Origin of the sequence: Rhizobium oryzicola, from assembly GCF_030504645.1 — a bacterium.
Lineage (GTDB): Bacteria > Pseudomonadota > Alphaproteobacteria > Rhizobiales > Rhizobiaceae > Neorhizobium > Neorhizobium oryzicola.
Window position 1 is genome coordinate 226374 of record NZ_JAUKWQ010000005.1, and the last position, 15305, is coordinate 241678.

The 15305-nt window shown below is 59.8% G+C and carries 14 protein-coding genes; 5 read left to right on the plus strand and 9 right to left on the minus strand.

Features of this window, described 5'->3' with window-relative positions:
* Nucleotides 1–31 precede the first annotated feature (31 nt).
* The 8 genes from Q2T52_RS17060 to Q2T52_RS17095 form a co-directional block, all read right to left on the minus strand.
* A complete protein-coding gene (locus Q2T52_RS17060; RefSeq protein ID WP_302077994.1) occupies nt 32–1096 on the minus strand; it encodes an LLM class flavin-dependent oxidoreductase in 1065 nt (354 codons plus the stop codon).
* Between the two features lie 41 nt (nt 1097–1137).
* Nucleotides 1138–2079, minus strand: coding sequence for an ABC transporter substrate-binding protein (locus tag Q2T52_RS17065; protein ID WP_302078166.1), 942 nt, complete (start codon nt 2077–2079; stop codon nt 1138–1140).
* Between the two features lie 62 nt (nt 2080–2141).
* Entirely contained in the window at nt 2142–3080 is a 939-nt protein-coding gene (locus tag Q2T52_RS17070; RefSeq protein WP_302077995.1) for an ABC transporter substrate-binding protein, read from the minus strand.
* 89 nt (nt 3081–3169) lie between these two features.
* Nucleotides 3170–4951, minus strand: coding sequence for an amino acid ABC transporter permease/ATP-binding protein (locus Q2T52_RS17075; RefSeq protein WP_302077996.1), 1782 nt, complete (start codon nt 4949–4951; stop codon nt 3170–3172).
* A 9-nt stretch (nt 4952–4960) separates the two neighbouring features.
* Complete coding sequence (locus Q2T52_RS17080; RefSeq protein ID WP_302077997.1) at nt 4961–5509, minus strand: GNAT family N-acetyltransferase; 549 nt, start codon at nt 5507–5509, stop codon at nt 4961–4963.
* A 24-nt stretch (nt 5510–5533) separates the two neighbouring features.
* Nucleotides 5534–6721 (minus strand): M20 aminoacylase family protein, encoded by a 1188-nt coding sequence (locus tag Q2T52_RS17085; RefSeq protein WP_302077998.1) that lies wholly within the window; start codon nt 6719–6721, stop codon nt 5534–5536.
* A gap of 48 nt (nt 6722–6769) precedes the next feature.
* Nucleotides 6770–8104: an LLM class flavin-dependent oxidoreductase gene (locus tag Q2T52_RS17090; RefSeq protein WP_302077999.1), complete on the minus strand. Its 1335-nt coding sequence runs from the start codon at nt 8102–8104 to the stop codon at nt 6770–6772.
* Nucleotides 8105–8121: 17 nt separating this feature from the next.
* On the minus strand, nt 8122–9120 hold the full coding sequence (locus Q2T52_RS17095; RefSeq protein ID WP_302078000.1) for an MsnO8 family LLM class oxidoreductase: 999 nt from the start codon (nt 9118–9120) through the stop codon (nt 8122–8124).
* A 738-nt stretch (nt 9121–9858) separates the two neighbouring features.
* On the opposite strand from Q2T52_RS17095, the gene Q2T52_RS17100 reads away from it, so the two are divergent.
* From Q2T52_RS17100 to Q2T52_RS17120, 5 genes are all read left to right on the plus strand, one after another.
* Complete coding sequence (locus Q2T52_RS17100; protein WP_302078003.1) at nt 9859–9999, plus strand: hypothetical protein; 141 nt, start codon at nt 9859–9861, stop codon at nt 9997–9999.
* Between the two features lie 92 nt (nt 10000–10091).
* Nucleotides 10092–11570: an FAD/NAD(P)-binding protein gene (locus tag Q2T52_RS17105; protein WP_302078004.1), complete on the plus strand. Its 1479-nt coding sequence runs from the start codon at nt 10092–10094 to the stop codon at nt 11568–11570.
* 10 nt (nt 11571–11580) lie between these two features.
* The gene (gene ssuD / locus Q2T52_RS17110) at nt 11581–12750 is read left to right on the plus strand and encodes an FMNH2-dependent alkanesulfonate monooxygenase (protein WP_302078005.1); all 1170 of its coding nucleotides are present in this window, start codon (nt 11581–11583) and stop codon (nt 12748–12750) included.
* Nucleotides 12751–12867: 117 nt separating this feature from the next.
* Nucleotides 12868–13413: a flavin reductase family protein gene (locus Q2T52_RS17115; protein WP_302078007.1), complete on the plus strand. Its 546-nt coding sequence runs from the start codon at nt 12868–12870 to the stop codon at nt 13411–13413.
* Between the two features lie 130 nt (nt 13414–13543).
* Nucleotides 13544–14740: an acyl-CoA dehydrogenase family protein gene (locus Q2T52_RS17120; protein WP_302078009.1), complete on the plus strand. Its 1197-nt coding sequence runs from the start codon at nt 13544–13546 to the stop codon at nt 14738–14740.
* Between the two features lie 9 nt (nt 14741–14749).
* On the opposite strand, the gene Q2T52_RS17125 is transcribed toward Q2T52_RS17120, so the two are convergent.
* A complete protein-coding gene (locus tag Q2T52_RS17125) occupies nt 14750–15205 on the minus strand; it encodes an RrF2 family transcriptional regulator (protein WP_302078011.1) in 456 nt (151 codons plus the stop codon).
* Between the last annotated feature and the right edge of the window lie 100 nt (nt 15206–15305).

Below are 15305 nucleotides of genomic sequence, written 5' to 3' on the forward strand. Positions count from 1 at the left end.
ACACGCATCTAAATTCTACTGAACAACTAGATTAATTTGCGAACCGGCGGTCGCTCGACAACGTAGCTGCTGCAATGGGCTCGGTCCTCGGCTGCCATCCGATCTGCGGGGCGATCAGCCTGGCGAAATCGGTGATGATCTGCACATACTCATCCAGTGCGAACTCGTAAGGCAGTTCGAGACGCAGTTCCTGCACCTCGGCCAGCACGGGATCGGCCTGAAGCCGCTCGATAATCTCCTGCGAACTCCCCACGAGGTCGCGACTGAACAGGGTGCGACGCGGCCCCTGCGGGGACAGGGTCCGTTCGTGGCGGCTGGCCGCATAGGCGCTGTAGCGGGCCCGTGTCTTGGCATCGGCGCTATCGGTCGGCACGATCACCCGTCCGGCGGCGACCCGCGGAATGCGGCCGGTCGGCAACAGAGCACGATAGGCCCTCAATTGGGCAAGCTGCGTCTCTTCGAAGCGATCGGAGACATCGCCGGAGGTGAGACTGCCGATCATCAGATTGAGCCCCTTGCTGCCAGTCCACTGATAGGAGCGAAGTGAACCGCCGCCATACCAGACCCGGTTCTTAAGACCCGCTGCGAAAGGTTGCAATCGGGCCCTTTGGCGGTTGCCTGGCGAGACCACATAGGTTTCACCATCGCCCAGATAGCGCCCGGAGAGGTTATCAAGAAGCCGCTCCACCCGCCCATATGAGAAATCGAAACTGCGCCAATCACCATCGAAGACCAATGGCGCGACCAATTCCGCATGCAGCGGCGGACCTGCGCTAACGCCGACATTCAGACGCCCACCCGAGAGAGAATCGGCCATCGACAGATCCTCCGCCAAACGGAACGGGTTTTCATAACCGAGTTGGATCACCGCTGAACCCAGTTCGATCCGTTTTGTTCTCTGGCTTGCCGCCGCGAGGAAGACCGGCGCCGACGACACGCCATGCTCCAGATGGCGCTGACGCACCCATGCACTGTTGAAGCCCAGTTCCTCACCGATCTCAAAGAGCTTCAACGAATCCTCCAGACCGGCTGCAGGATCGTCATCGGGATAGTTGCCGGGGGTGAGGAAGCCGATATGCGAAATGGAGAGAGCCATGGGTCAGGGCCTTTGAATATGCACAAGTGGTTGTTTCGGCATCAGTACTTTGGCAGTCCGGGCGGATTGGTCTCGGATTTCGACAAGGCTTCGTCGATCAACTGCCAGCGATCGAGGATCTTCTGGTAATCGCCACTGGCGATCAGTCCGTTCGTGGCAATCGTGAGGGCATTGGCGAGACCGGAGCCCTTGCGGGTGGTGATCGCGACATCGGACCGCTCCGGCCATCCCGCCGAGAGAGTACCGGCGCGTTTTATATTCTTGTCGCGGTTAGCGATGTAGACCAGCGTGGAATGCGGCTGCACGATGACGTCGGCACGGCCGGACTGCAGCGCGAGTAGCTGTGTAGCCTCGTCATCATAGTATTGCAGCTGGATCGGTTTCAGACGGGCTTTGACGTTCTCTTCGCTCCACCGCACCAGGATGCGCTCCTGGTTGGTGCCGGCACCGACAATAATGCGCAGGCCCGCAGCATCCTTCGGCTCCTTGATTACGGGGAGCTGGCTATTGGCCTTGACATAAAAACCGTGGAGACCTTGCCGATAGGTTGAAAAATCGAATTTCTCCTTGCGCTGCTCTGTCACGCCGACATTGGATATCACCGCATCATACTTGCCGGAACTCAAGCCCAACGGCCAATCCGCCCAGGCAACCGGGATGATTTCCAGTTGCAGGCCGAGGCTTTCAGCAATGGCGGAGGCGAAATCAGGATCGGAGCCAACGACGGTCTTCGCATCCGTCGCATAAGTATTCAGCGGCGGGCCACCCACGGCAGACGCGACGGTGAGCTTGCCCGGCGTCACGAACTTGAACTCGGCCGGAATGGCAGCAATCGCGTCCGGGTTCTTGCGCACATGAATGCGCCCGTTTTGCTCAGGCGACAGGTCGTAAACGCTATCGGCTCCGGCTAACGCCCCGGAAGCAAGCCCGGCACTGGCAAGCACTAGGCTGATCGCGAGAATACGGCCAATCTTTTGGAACATCGACACGATGTCACTCTCCTCATTGGATGGAAGGACACGCGCCCCACGGCGCGCTCCAGCGATTATTTCTTCGGCAGTCCCGGCGGATTGGTTCGGGATTCGCTCACGCCTTCGGCCGTCAGGCTCCAACGGGACAGGAGCTTGGCGTAATTGCCATTCTTGATCTGCTCATTGAGAGCGACGGTGACTGCCTGTGCGAGCCCCGAGCCCTTCTTTGTCGCCACGGCGATTTCCGCCGTTTGCGGCCATCCGCCGGAGAAGGTGCCAACGAGCTTGGTCTTCTTGTCTTTGGACGCCTTGAAAGCGGAAGTGGCATTCGGTCCAAGATAGAGATCGGCACGACCGGATTGCAGCGCGACATCCAGAACCGCTTCATCGTCGTAATACTGCACCTCCGAAGCGGCCAAGCCCTTGGCCTTGTTAGCCTCGATCCAGCGCAACAGGATCTGCTCCTGGTTGGTGCCGGACGACACGATGACCTTCAGACCGGCGACATCCTCCGGCTTGGAAACGCTGGTGACCTTCCCGTTCAGCGGCGAGTAGAAGCCGAGCAGGTCGTTACGGTAGGTGGAGAAGTCGAACTTTTCCTTGCGCTCTTCCGTCACGGTGATGTTGTGAATTGCGGCATCGAAGCGGCCCGATACCACACCGAGCGGCCAGTCGGCCCAGGCAATGGGAACGAGTTCCAGCTGCAGGCCAAGGCTATCGGCCACCAGCTGCGCCACGTCAGGTTCGCTGCCGACAGGCGTCTTGTTGTCACTGGCATAGGCGGCAAAGGGCAAACGTCCCGGAACGGACGCGACCGTGAACTTGCCCGGCGTGACGAACTTGTAGTCCGCCGGGATCAGCTTGATCGCCGCCTCCACCTTCTCGGCTCTGACGCGGCCTTTTTGCTCGGGCGAAAGATCGACTTCCTGCGCATGGACGATACCGGCCATCGGAGCCATGAGTGACAGCAGGCCCGCCACCACGGCACTGAAAAGCTTAGCTGAATAAGACATGTTCGGGTGTTCCTCTTGTGTTTTGGTTGGAGTATTTCCAGGAAAAGTGGAAACCGGTTTTCCGTCCGGAAATACGTAGAAACAAATGGTTAGAGTACCTTGGCCAGGAATTCCGCCGTGCGCGGATGGTCCGGCCTGTTGAAGACCTTGTGCGGCGTGCCGGTTTCGAGGATGCGGCCCTGCTCCATGAAGACGACCTGATCCGCCACTTCGCGGGCAAAGCCGATCTCATGCGTGACGATGATGAGCGTGGTGCCGGAGCTGGAAAGCTCCTTGATCACGGACAGCACTTCGCCCACGAGCTCCGGATCGAGTGCGGAGGTCGGCTCGTCAAACAGCAGCACCTTCGGCTTCAGCGCCAGGGCGCGCGCAATCGCAACGCGCTGCTGCTGGCCGCCGGACAATTGCCGGGGATAGGCTTCCGCCTTGTCGGCAAGACCGACGCGGGCGAGAAGCTCGCGCGCTTCGGTTTCCGCCTGCTCGCGGGAAACACCACGGACGGTGACGGGCGCCTCGATGATGTTCTCCAGCACGCTGAGATGCGGGAAGAGATTGAAGTTCTGGAACACCATGCCGATTTCGACGCGGCGTTTCAGGATGTCCATTTCCTTCAACTCGTAAAGGGTTTCGCCCTCCTGGCGATAGCCGATCAACTGGCCGTCGATGGCAATGAAGCCGTCATCGACGCGTTCGAGATGGTTGATCGAGCGCAGCAGAGTCGACTTTCCAGAGCCCGATTGGCCGAGAATGACCGTCACGCTGCCGGCGGAAAGCGACAGCGATACATCATCCAGAACCTTGAGCGGCCCAAAGCTCTTGGAAACGCCCTGGATCGTCACGTCACCGCCGCGTGCATGCAAGGGCGCGATGCTGACATTGCGGTTGACCTGCGTCGCCGTAATGGCGGTACGGCGCTCGCGTGCCGGAACTAATTGCCGGTAAAGCCGCGAAAACAGGGAGGGCGGCAGAATGCGCAGCGCACCGCGAGCATAATGACGCTCGATATGATGCTGGATGATCGAGAGAACCGTGAGGATCACCAGATACCAGACGGTTGCCACCATCAGCAGCGGAATGACTTCGAGATTGCGGCGATAGATGATCTGGATCGTATAGAACAGTTCCGGCAGTGCCAGAATGTAAACTTGAGACGTGCCCTTGGCGAGGCCGATGATATCGTTGAAAGCCGTTGGCAGAATCGAGCGCATGGCCTGCGGAAGGACGATGCGAGATGCCTGGCGCTTACGCGGCAGACCAAGCGCTGCCGCCGCTTCCAGCTGTCCCTGGTCGACCGATAGAATGCCGCCGCGAATGATTTCTGAAGCGAAGGCAGCCTGGTTCAGCGTCAAGCCAAGCAATGCCGCCGCGAAAGGCGTCATGATCTGCGTGGTGTTCCAGCTGAAGAAGTTGATGCCGGTATAGGGCACGCCGATCGTGATCGTCTCGTAGAGATAACCGAGATTGTTGAGGATCAGCAGCAATACCACCAACGGGATGGAGCGGAAGAGCCAGATATAGGTCCAGGAGAGACCCGACAGCAGCGGCGAGCGGGAAACACGCGCCAGCGCCAGCGCCGTACCCAGTGCAAAGCCGAAAATCGAGCCGAGAAGCGTCAGCAGGAGCGTGCGGCCAAGCCCCACCAGAACGGGCTCGGCGAAGAACCATTGTGCAAACACGTCCCATCCCCAACGAGGATTGGTGAGCACGGATTGCAGGGAAATCCCGATGACGACAAGCGCGAAAATCGTGCCGGCCGTTCTTGCCGGATAGCGCGCAGGCACGATCTTGAAATGCGCATAGTTGGTTTTGGGTTGCGGTGCGGGTTTGGATTTGGCGATGTCGGAATCAATGAAGTCGGTCGTGACGGCCATCGTAAATCCTCACGCACTCTGTCGCACGGTGGCGATGGAAGGCTGGACGTGATGAGGCTGCGCTAAGCTGACAGCCTTCAGGTGTTTTTCGAACGGCAGCTTGACGATGGTCTCCGGCGGGGCCGTTGTGTCGAAGAGCGCAGTGTATCCGTTGGTCAGGTACAGACCGACCGCCTCGGGCTGGCGAAAGCCCGTGGTCAGGTAGACGCGGCTATAACCTTGGCGAACCGCTTGCGCCTCCAGCTCCAGAAGCACCTTGCGCGCCAGTCCCTGCCGTCTCAGTGAAGCATCGGTCCAGATGCGCTTGAACTCTGCCGTCCCTTCGTCAGCATGGGCCATGAATGCGCCACCGGCAATCGCACGTCCCTCACGCAACAACAGAAGGAAGTTGCCGTGCGGCGGTTGGAAAACCTCGGCCGGATAGCGGTTGATCTCCTTGGACGCCCCTTCCTTGTCGAAGAAGCTGCCATAGCGGCTGTCATATTCGAAGGTCAGTTGTTCAAGCAGTGGCCTCGCCAGCGGATCGAGGGTGCTTGTGTAATGAAATTGATCACTCATGGCGTCTCCTTGGATCGTGGCGGATCAGGACAGGAAGGCTTCGGCAAGCCGCACCCAAAGGGTGGCGGAGGGCGCGATAATGTCGTCGTTGAAGCGGTATTGCGGGCTGTGAAGAGGAGCACCTTCACCATTGCCGGCGAAGATGTACGCCCCGGGCCGGGCCTGCAGCATGTATGCGAAGTCTTCACTCGCGGTGCGTGGACGGAAATCCGCGATCACTGCGCCCTCAGGAAAATGGCTTTCGGCGATCTGGCGAATGAAGGCGGTTTCGGTGACGTCATTGATGACGGCTGGAAAGCCCCGCCGATAGTTGACATCTGCCGTCGCGCCGAAACTTTCGGCCTGCGCCCGGGCCAGTGCTGGCACGCGCTCGGCCAGCTTCGCCCTCACTTCCGGCGTAAACGCCCTCAAAGTCAGCTTCAGATCCACGCTTTCAGGAATGACGTTGGAGGCCGAGCCCCCATGAATGGAGCCGACCGTGACCACCGCCGTCTCCAGCGGATCGATATTGCGCGAAACCACGCTTTGGACGGCCGTGATGAATGCGGCCGAGGCAAGCACTGGATCAACCGCTTCGTGGGGAGCCGCGCCATGCCCGCCTTTGCCGCGAAAGGTGATCAAGGCCTGATCCACGGAAGCCATGGCAGGCCCCGCAACGAAGCCGAATTGCCCGGCAGGAACCCCAGGCCAGTTGTGAAGACCGAAGACGACATCGACAGGGAAGCGTTCGAAGAGGCCCTCGTCGATCATCGCCTTGGCACCGGCACCGATTTCTTCCGCAGGCTGGAAGATCAGCACCAGGGTTCCGTCAAACGCCACCTCCTCAGCCAGATAGCGCGCTGCCGCCAACAAAATGGCCGTATGCCCGTCATGACCGCAGGCATGCATAACACCTTCATTTTGCGACGCGAACGGCTGGCCTGTGTCTTCGAGAATGGGAAGCGCATCGAAATCGGCGCGGATGCCGAGACGCTTTTCGCCCTCCCCCCGCTTCAGCGTGGCAACCACACCCGTGCCGCCGATCCCCTCATGCACCGTAAAGCCATAGGAGAGCAGGTAGCGGGCAATGATTCCCGCTGTACGCTTCTCCTTGAAAGCCAGTTCCGGATGCCGATGAAGATCATGGCGAAGCGCAATAATCTCATCGATGAAGGCAAAGCTGATCACTTCGGCGGTGTCGCTTCCGCGACCGCCGTTCACGTGAATATTCATGATGGTCTCCAAAGCTATCGCGGCAGCATTCGCTTTGACGAACGAATGTCAGGCGCGGGCCTTCTCCCAGGTCTCTTGCGTCGCATAGCGGCTTTGCTTGAACGGCAGGCCGAGATTTTCGCGCAATGTCGAGCCAGTCAGCTGACCGTCGAAATACCCGCGCTCTTTCAGAATCGGCAGAACCAGTTCGATGAAATCGTCCAGTCCCTCGGCAATGACCGGAAAGCCGAGAATGAAGCCATCAGCGGCGTCGTTCTCGACCCAGTCGATAATCTTGTCGGCGATGGCCTCTGCCGTGCCGACAAAGCCTTCGCGTGGTGTGGCAGCTTCCAATGCCGCCTCGCGCAAGGTCTGGCCCTTTTCCCTGGCAATTCGCTTGATGCGATCCGTCGTCGAGCGGAAGCTGTTCTTGCCGATATCGCCGAGTTCCGGGAATGGCTCATCCAGCGGATAGACGCTGAAATCGTGATGATCGAAGAAGCGGCCGAGATAGGCCAGAGCTTCGTCGATGGTGATCAGATTGCGGATGATCTGGTATTTCTCTTCCGCCTCTGCCTGTGTGCGACCGACAACCGGGCCGATGCCGGGGAAGATCTTCACATCACTGGCGGAACGACCCTGTGCGACGGCCGCTTGCTTCACCCGCTGGGAGAAGGCGCGGTTTTCTTCGACAGAAACGGAATTGGTGAAGACGGCATCCGCATGCTTTCCGGCAAGGCCGATCCCCGCATCGGACGAACCCGCCTGGAAGACGACCGGTTGCCCTTGCGCAGAGCGCTGGATGTTGAGCGGGCCTTCCACGGAGAAGAAACGGCCCTTGTGGTCAAGCCGGTGCAGCTTGTCGCGCTCGAAGAACTGGCCGGTGTCGCGATTACGCACGAAGGCATCGTCATCCCAGCTGTCCCACAGCCCTTTCACGACATCCAGGTATTCGTGCGCGATCTCATAGCGTAGCGCGTGTTCCGGATGCTGACGGCTGTAGTTGCGCGCCGTTCCCTCAAGCGGAGTGGTAACCGCATTCCAGCCGGCACGACCGCCGCTGATCAGATCGAGCGAGGCGAATTGACGGGCCACGGTGAACGGATCGCTATAAGAGGTGGATACGGTTCCGGCGAGGCCGAACTTGCTTGTCACTGCCGCGAGAGCCGAAAGGATCGTCAGCGGCTCAAAGCGATTGAGGAAATGCGGGATTGACTTCTCGTTGATGTAGAGGCCATCGGCCACGAAGCCGAAGGCAATGCCAGCTGCTTCCGCCTTCAGTGCAACGCTCTTGAAGAACTCGAGATTGACGCTCGCGTCGACAGGGCTCTTCGGGTGGCGCCAGGCGTTCATATGGCCGCCTGGGCCCTGCAGCATGATGCCAAAGGTGATTTTCTTGCTCATAGGGTCATGCTCCTTGTTCAGGCGGCAGCGGAAAGCGGCGAGCGAGCCAAAAGCTCAACAGACGCCAGTCGCTCATCCGCACTGACAGCCGGGGGTTCGATGATGAATTCCTCGATGCCGTAAAGGCTAGACAGTTCCGCCAGTTGGGCATGGATCGTGTCCGGTGTACCATGCAGGATGCTCGGCTTGCGCTCCTCGATGCGGAAGCTCTTGGCGCCGGCCTGGCGGGCGAACTCTTCCGCCTGTTCACGTCGGCCGAGGCTGACTGACTGCCCGTTGTCCAGAAAGACTTTGAAGACCTTTAAACCGGAAATCTGCTCTGCGGCGCGCGCCGCATTGTTTGATGCCAACGCGGCGAGCGCCAGGATGGCGGACTTGCCGCCGCTTTCGCTGCGGAAGGTTTCGACACTGAGGCGAAGATTTTCCGGGTCGCCGTTCAGATGTCCGGCAAACACGAACTGCCACCCGTGCTGCGCTGCGAGCTTGGCGCTATCGGGGCTCGCGCCCAGCAGCAAGCGCTCGGCGCTGACTGGGGGGCGCGGACCGGCGACCGGCAAAGCCGCGTTGCGTTCGGCAGCAATGGCCTCATCCAGAAACGTGTTCAGCGCACTCAACTGAGCGACAAATTCCGGTTTCTCCGTCCGATAGATCTGCAACGCCTGGGTGGCATTCGGCAATCCACCGGGTGTCTTGCCAACGCCGAGATCGACCCGCCCCGGCGCCAATGACGACAGAAGATTGAATGCTTCCGCCACTTTATAAGGGCTGTAGTGCTGCAACATGACACCGCCGGATCCCACGCGGATGCGCGAGGTGTTCGCGAGAATCCAGCTTACCAGAACCTCGGGCGCAGAGCTTGCGAGCTCCGTCGTACCGTGGTGCTCCGCCACCCAAAACCGTCTATAACCTAGTTCTTCCGCCCGTTTGGCGAGATGGACCGTGTTCGAGAGCGCAGTGACCGCGCTTTCACCCTGACGGATGGGACTTTTGTCCAGAAGGCTGAGTTGATAAGTCATGAAGCATCTCCACCGAACCAGTTGGAGATCATTTATTCTATGTAATCGATAGACTGATAAGCAATGGATTTGCGTAAGACGGCTCCGATGGGGAAAATTCGGTGCGTCATTTCAGGCAATGCAACTTGCAAACCTACACGCTGCGCCTTCACCCGAACTTGGACCCGCCGCTGAAAACCGGACGTTTCTGCGTTTCCTGAGGTACCTGGAAGATCCGACGCAAGGCGAGAGCCTGCGTGAAGAATGCGAACTACGGGAGCCAGACGCGCACCTGAACAGGGTGCCCCTGCCCCGCCCTCGCGATCGGACGTCTATCGAAGTTTCAGACCTGAAGAGACATCTCTCAGATCTGCTCACGCGCTCCCTGAGCGAAGGCCGGAAATTGACCCGTGCATAGGCCAGGCAAGGGCAAAAGTCAGTTTTCGCGCAGAATGGTCTCACGGCAAAGATCCATTCTCTCAATATCGACGGAAATAGAATAGTGATTTTATGGACAATATTGACGATATGCGCGCGGGGAATGACACTGGAGACATTCAACGGATGCGGAGGTTTCAAATGCTCGCTTGGCTGCAAACACTGCCTCTAAGGAGGATTTTCGGATGGGTGACATTCGGGGTGGCCGATGCTTTGTCCACGCAGAGCGAGCCAATCCCCCTCTCCGACCGTGACCGTGATCAAGCCGCCGAGGTCTCCTTCTGGGGGCTTGCAGCATTCCCGGTTCTTTGAGGATCTGTGATGGCCTCTCTCGCGGAACGCACAACTCGAGTCATTGCATGGCCAAGCCTGCGTCTGCAGGGGCCACGTGATCTTCTGCTGGGTCGCTTTGCCGTGGCTGCATCTTTCGCCTTCATCCTTTTCGTGACGACCGGATTTTGAGGCTGAAAGCAGTGTTCCGAGTTTGATATGACCCGAGCCGGAAGGGGATCGCCGGTCGATTGCCCAGTATTAAAACCGTTCCAGAAAGCACCATGCTACCAGTCTCAGATGCGCCTTTGATTGCCGTGATCGGCGGTGGTTTCAGTGGGGCCGCTTTCGCGCTCCACCTCGTACGGCATCACGGGCCCGCAGCGCGGATCGTAATCTTCGAACCGCGTTCGCGGTTGGGCGCGGGGCTCGCTTACAGCACCCTGGATCCGGCGCACCGGATCAATGTGCCGGCGGGACGCATGTCGCTTTACCCCGACCTGCCGGACAACTTCCAAGCCTTTGTCGAGCGCAGCAGGGAACAGGATCGAGATGGCAAACTGCTTGCCCCGGACGGGACCCCTTACCCGCGCCGGCGCGTATTCGGAGACTATGTCGCTGCCGAGATCGAACCTTTCCTTGCATCCGGCACTGTCGTTCATCGTCGCGCCAGCGTCGCGAGCATGACACGCGTGGCGAACCGCTGGCATGTGACGGATGCGTGGGGCGAAAGCCTTCTGGCGGATGCGGTGGTTATCGCTGCGACGCATCCGCCACCCGCCTTGCCCTCGACTCTCTCATCGGTGAAGACCCATCCGAAGCTGATCAGCGATGTGACTGTCGCGGATGCGCTTGCCCCTGTTGGCAGGGACGACAGCGTCCTGATCGTTGGCAACGGCCTGACATCCGCCGATGTCGTTGCAAGCCTTGCCGAACGGGGTCACCGCGGAAAAATCACATCCATTTCCCGTCGTGGTTTGCGCTCGCGCGGCCATCCGGTCGGCACTCAAGACCCCTTTGGTGATTTCACCACATCGCCCTCAAGAAGAGCATCCGATCTTCTTCATCGCATTCGCACTGCCATCCGGGAAGCGAAGGCCCAGGGCCTGAAATGGCACCCGGTGCTCGATGCCGTGCGCAGCCAAGGCTTTGCCATCTGGCGCGCCTTGGATGTCCCTGCCCGCCGACGCATCGCGCGGCTGGCGCGACCGTTCTGGGACGCTCACCGCTTCCGCATCGCGCCACAGGTCGAGGCCGTGCTTGATGATGCCATCTCGGCAGGGCGACTGAAGATCCTCGCTGCCTCGCTCGCCAAAGTGGAGGCGACGGAGACGGGTTTCCGGGTCGAGTTGCGGGTGAAGCAACAGGCAGACACCTCCATCGATGTCGACGCCATCGTTGTCACCACCGGCCCCGCACACGGGCAGATCCTACGCTCGCAACCTTTCCTTCAGGAGCTCGCGGAGGCCGGGCTCCTCAGCGCCTGCGAGACCGGCCTCGGTCTTGCCTGCGATCTCAACGCCAATGCGTTGGGCGCTGATGGTCAGCCCATCACCGATCTCTTTATCCTCGGACCACTCGCACGCGGCACCTTCGGCGAACTCATGGGGCTGCCGCAGGTCACGGAACATGCACTGCTGGTTTCGGAGAAGGTGGCGAAGCATCTCGCCCTCCCTGAACTACCCGTCGCGAAACAACAACCCCAGAAGCTGGAAGATGCCACTGATCGGAAGCCGACTGCGCTGAGATCGCTGGCCAGATAAGGAAACTCGCATGAGCAAGACCGTCAAGCCGCTTGATTTTCTCTGGTTCATCCCCTCCTCGGGTGATGGCGCCTATCTCGGATCCGACGACCTCAGCCGCCCCTCCGATCCCGGTTATTTCAAGGAGATCGCGCAAGCCGTCGATCGCCTCGGCTATTCCGGCGTGCTGATCCCGACGGGGGCTGCCTGCGAAGAATCCTTCATTCTGGCGGCCAATCTGGCCGCCCATACGGAACAGTTGAAGTTCCTCGTTGCCATCCGGCCGGGCGTCGCTTCCCCCGCCTATTATGCCCGCTTGGCCGCCACCCTTGACCGTGTGTCAAACGGAAGGCTTCTCCTCAACATTGTCGTGGGCGGCAGCGCACAGGAACTGGCCGGCGACGGCATCTTCCTGCCGCATGACGAGCGCTATGACCATGCAGACGAATTCTTCCAGGTTTTCAACAAACTGATCGAAACCGGCAGCGCCAATCTCGATGGAAAATACATCAAGGCGCATGATGCGGAACTGGTTCTGCCGCCGGTTCAGGACCCGCGGCCACCGATCTATTTCGGCGGTTCCTCCGATGCCGCGATCGATTTCTGCGGCGGCATCATCGACAAATATCTGACCTGGGGTGAGCCGCCCGCACAGGTGGCGGAAAAGATTGCGAAGGTGCGCAAGGCAGCCGCAGCGCACGGCCGCGAGGTGACCTTCGGTATCCGTCTCCACTTCATCGTTCGCGAAACGGACGAGGAAGCATGGGAGGCAGCCGACCGCCTGATCTCGAAACTGTCGGACGAGACCATCGCCGCCGCGCAGCAGGTGTTCGCAAAGAATTCCGACTCGGTGGGGCAGGCGCGGATGGTCGCCCTGCATGGCGGACGTCGCGACAAGCTGGAGGTCTCGCCCAATCTCTGGGCCGGTATTGGACTGGTACGCTCCGGTGCGGGCACGGCGCTTGTGGGTTCGCCAAAGACGGTGGCTGAGCGGCTGCGCGAGTATCAGGATCTCGGTATCGACACCGTCATCGCATCCGGCTATCCGCATCTGGAGGAAGCCTATCGGGTTTCTGAACTGCTGTTCCCGGAGATCGGCCTTGGCGGGCCCCGCAATCAGCTGCGCTCCTCCTTCGGTAAGAAACAGCTCTTCGGCGGCGGCGGCCATGGCGGTAACGTGCGGGTTGCTTCCGGCTCCTGAAACGGCAGAAAGAACTGATATTCTACAAACTTTATAGGGAATGAAAAAGGCTGTCTCGCAACTGCCGTTGGCCCCCGCTAGCCTACCAGGATCGAACCACCGCTCAGGGATAGCGCAATGACCAGTCAGTTTTCCGCGAAGGCGTTTCAGACAAATGATGCTCGCCCCTTACCCCAAGACCGTCCGGCAGATGCGGACAGCCTGAAGCTTGCCCTCCGCAGCCTGGCCGGTGGTGTGAGCATCATCACCACGGGCGAAGGTGAAACGCGCACGGGTGCTACCGTGACATCCGCCACGGCCCTGTCGGTGGAGCCGCCGCGCATGCTGGTGGCGCTCAACCGGACGTCATCCACCTGGCCGGTGCTGGAACGCTACGGCTTCTTCGGCGTGAATATCGTTGGGCCCGGACATCAGACGCTCGCAAACCAGTTTGCTGGCGTCGGCGGATTGAAGGGGCCGGATCGCTACCGCGGATGGGAATGGACCCGGCTTGCGAGCGGCGCTCCGCTGCTTGAAGATGCCGTTGCCGCGATCGACTGCGTTGTCGAGGAGGCGATCGAGCGCCACAGCCATGTGATCGTGATCGGCAAGGTGCTGGCGATCCGCGCGTCGGAAGGCCGCTCCTTGGTCTATCAGGGCGGCGCCTACCATACGCTCGGCTAATCGTCTGGCGTTTTGAGTGATCCCCGGATCGGGGAAAGATTTGCTTCCCCGTTTCGTCATGCCGGATGAAACGTTCTTTCCGATAAACGTCACTCATGGCAGCATTCCGAGAGGATTTGGAGGGCCATACATGCAGAATGTGTTTCGCCTGCCCGTTCATTCGCAACAGGATATGGGGCATCCTTCGACGGAAGAAGAAGCTCTTGCTGCGGCAAGGGATTTCGCCAGCCGGATTGGCGTCTCCACATCATCCGGCTATGTACAGGCCCTGCCCTATCGCGAGTTGGAATGGATCGCCCGTGCCGGGCTTCTCGGTGTCGGCGTGCCAGCCGAATTCGGCGGTCCGGACCTTGCCAACGCGTCTCTCGCGGAAATTGTTGCAATTACGGCGGAGGTCAATCCGCTGATCGGCGAAAGCCTCAAGAGCCATTTCACCGTGCTGGAAACGTTACGTGTCGAAGGAGCACCTGCGCAACAGAAGTTCTTCTTTGCCGGCGCGCTGGCAGGCGAACATTTCTGCGGCGTATCGCTCACCCAAGCCAGCGGGCGAACCAGCACTGTCCCGCAGGCCACGCTCTCCATCAACAGGTCGGGATGCAGTCTGACCGGCGAACTGCGTTCACTGCTGCCGCTGTTTTCGGACTGGATTGCCGTGACAACCGTTGATCCACAAGGCACGGCACACATGGCGCTTGTTCATCGAGATACCGAAGAAGTCGCATTTAAACACGTCGCGGCCGATGCCGAGCAGCTGAGACATGAAGCACCGGCCATTGTTTTCGAGGATGTCCATATTGCTGCAGACAGCATCTTGCGAGTTCCGGAAAGGGGAAAGCCATCCACGCCGAGTATCCTAAGCATGCTACTCGACAGCGCCATTGATCTCGGAATCGCGCGCGCCATTCTGCGTCATCTCACAGCAAGGCAGAGGCTCGAATGGATCGAACCGGCAGGCGACCGGCAGAATGACGACGATCTCGATGTTCTCAATGCGCTTGGTCGTCTGGCTGCGAGCATAGAGGGCTTGGGCGCCATGGTGGAGCGGGCGGGACTGCATCTCGACATCGCGCAGATCGACGCAACGGAAGAGGCTGTGAGCAAGGCTTGGCTCTCAGCCACATCGGCGAACATACTCTCAAGCGAGATCGTTCGGGATTCCATTGCGAACATTCTCGATCTGCAGGGACCGACCTCCTTATCGGCGATCGCCTATGGCCGTGCCGAAAACCGACACGCGTCCCACAGGCATCGCGCTGGCCACCGCCATATTCTCGGCCGTCACCTCATCGCCGCGTCCACGAGCGGCACGAACGCACACATCAACTGACTAAAAAGGTCAGGCTTCGCTCGCTGTATCCAGAAGATCGGCAACCGGCCGCTTCTTCTGGACGAATTCCGCGAGGCTCGTGCCATCGAGAATGGCGGCCATCGCATCGCGTACATCTGTCATCGTCGCGCGAATCTGACAGTCTTCCGGATGATCGCAATCTTCGCAGGGTTCGAATGCTGTCTTGCTGGCACAGCGGATCGGCGCAAGGGGACCGTCCAATATGCGGATCGCCTGCCCCACAGAGATCTCTGCTGCCGGTTTTGACAGCGCATAGCCGCCGCCAGGGCCCTTCTTGGATCGAAGGAGTCCGCCATTGCGTAGTTCGAGAAGGATTGTATCGAGAAACTTCTTCGAAATATTGTTCTTAGAAGCGATGTCCGCCACGAACGCGGTCTCTCCCGGCGCCAACTGTGCCAGATGAATCAGCGCCTTCAGCCCGTATTTGCCCTTCTTGGTCAGCATCGCGTTATGATCATCCCGCCCTTTGTACTTGTTGCATATAGTCGCTCCGCGCCGCGGAGAGCAAGTGCGCCGGCGATGTCGGCGAAGAAACTCTCGACAC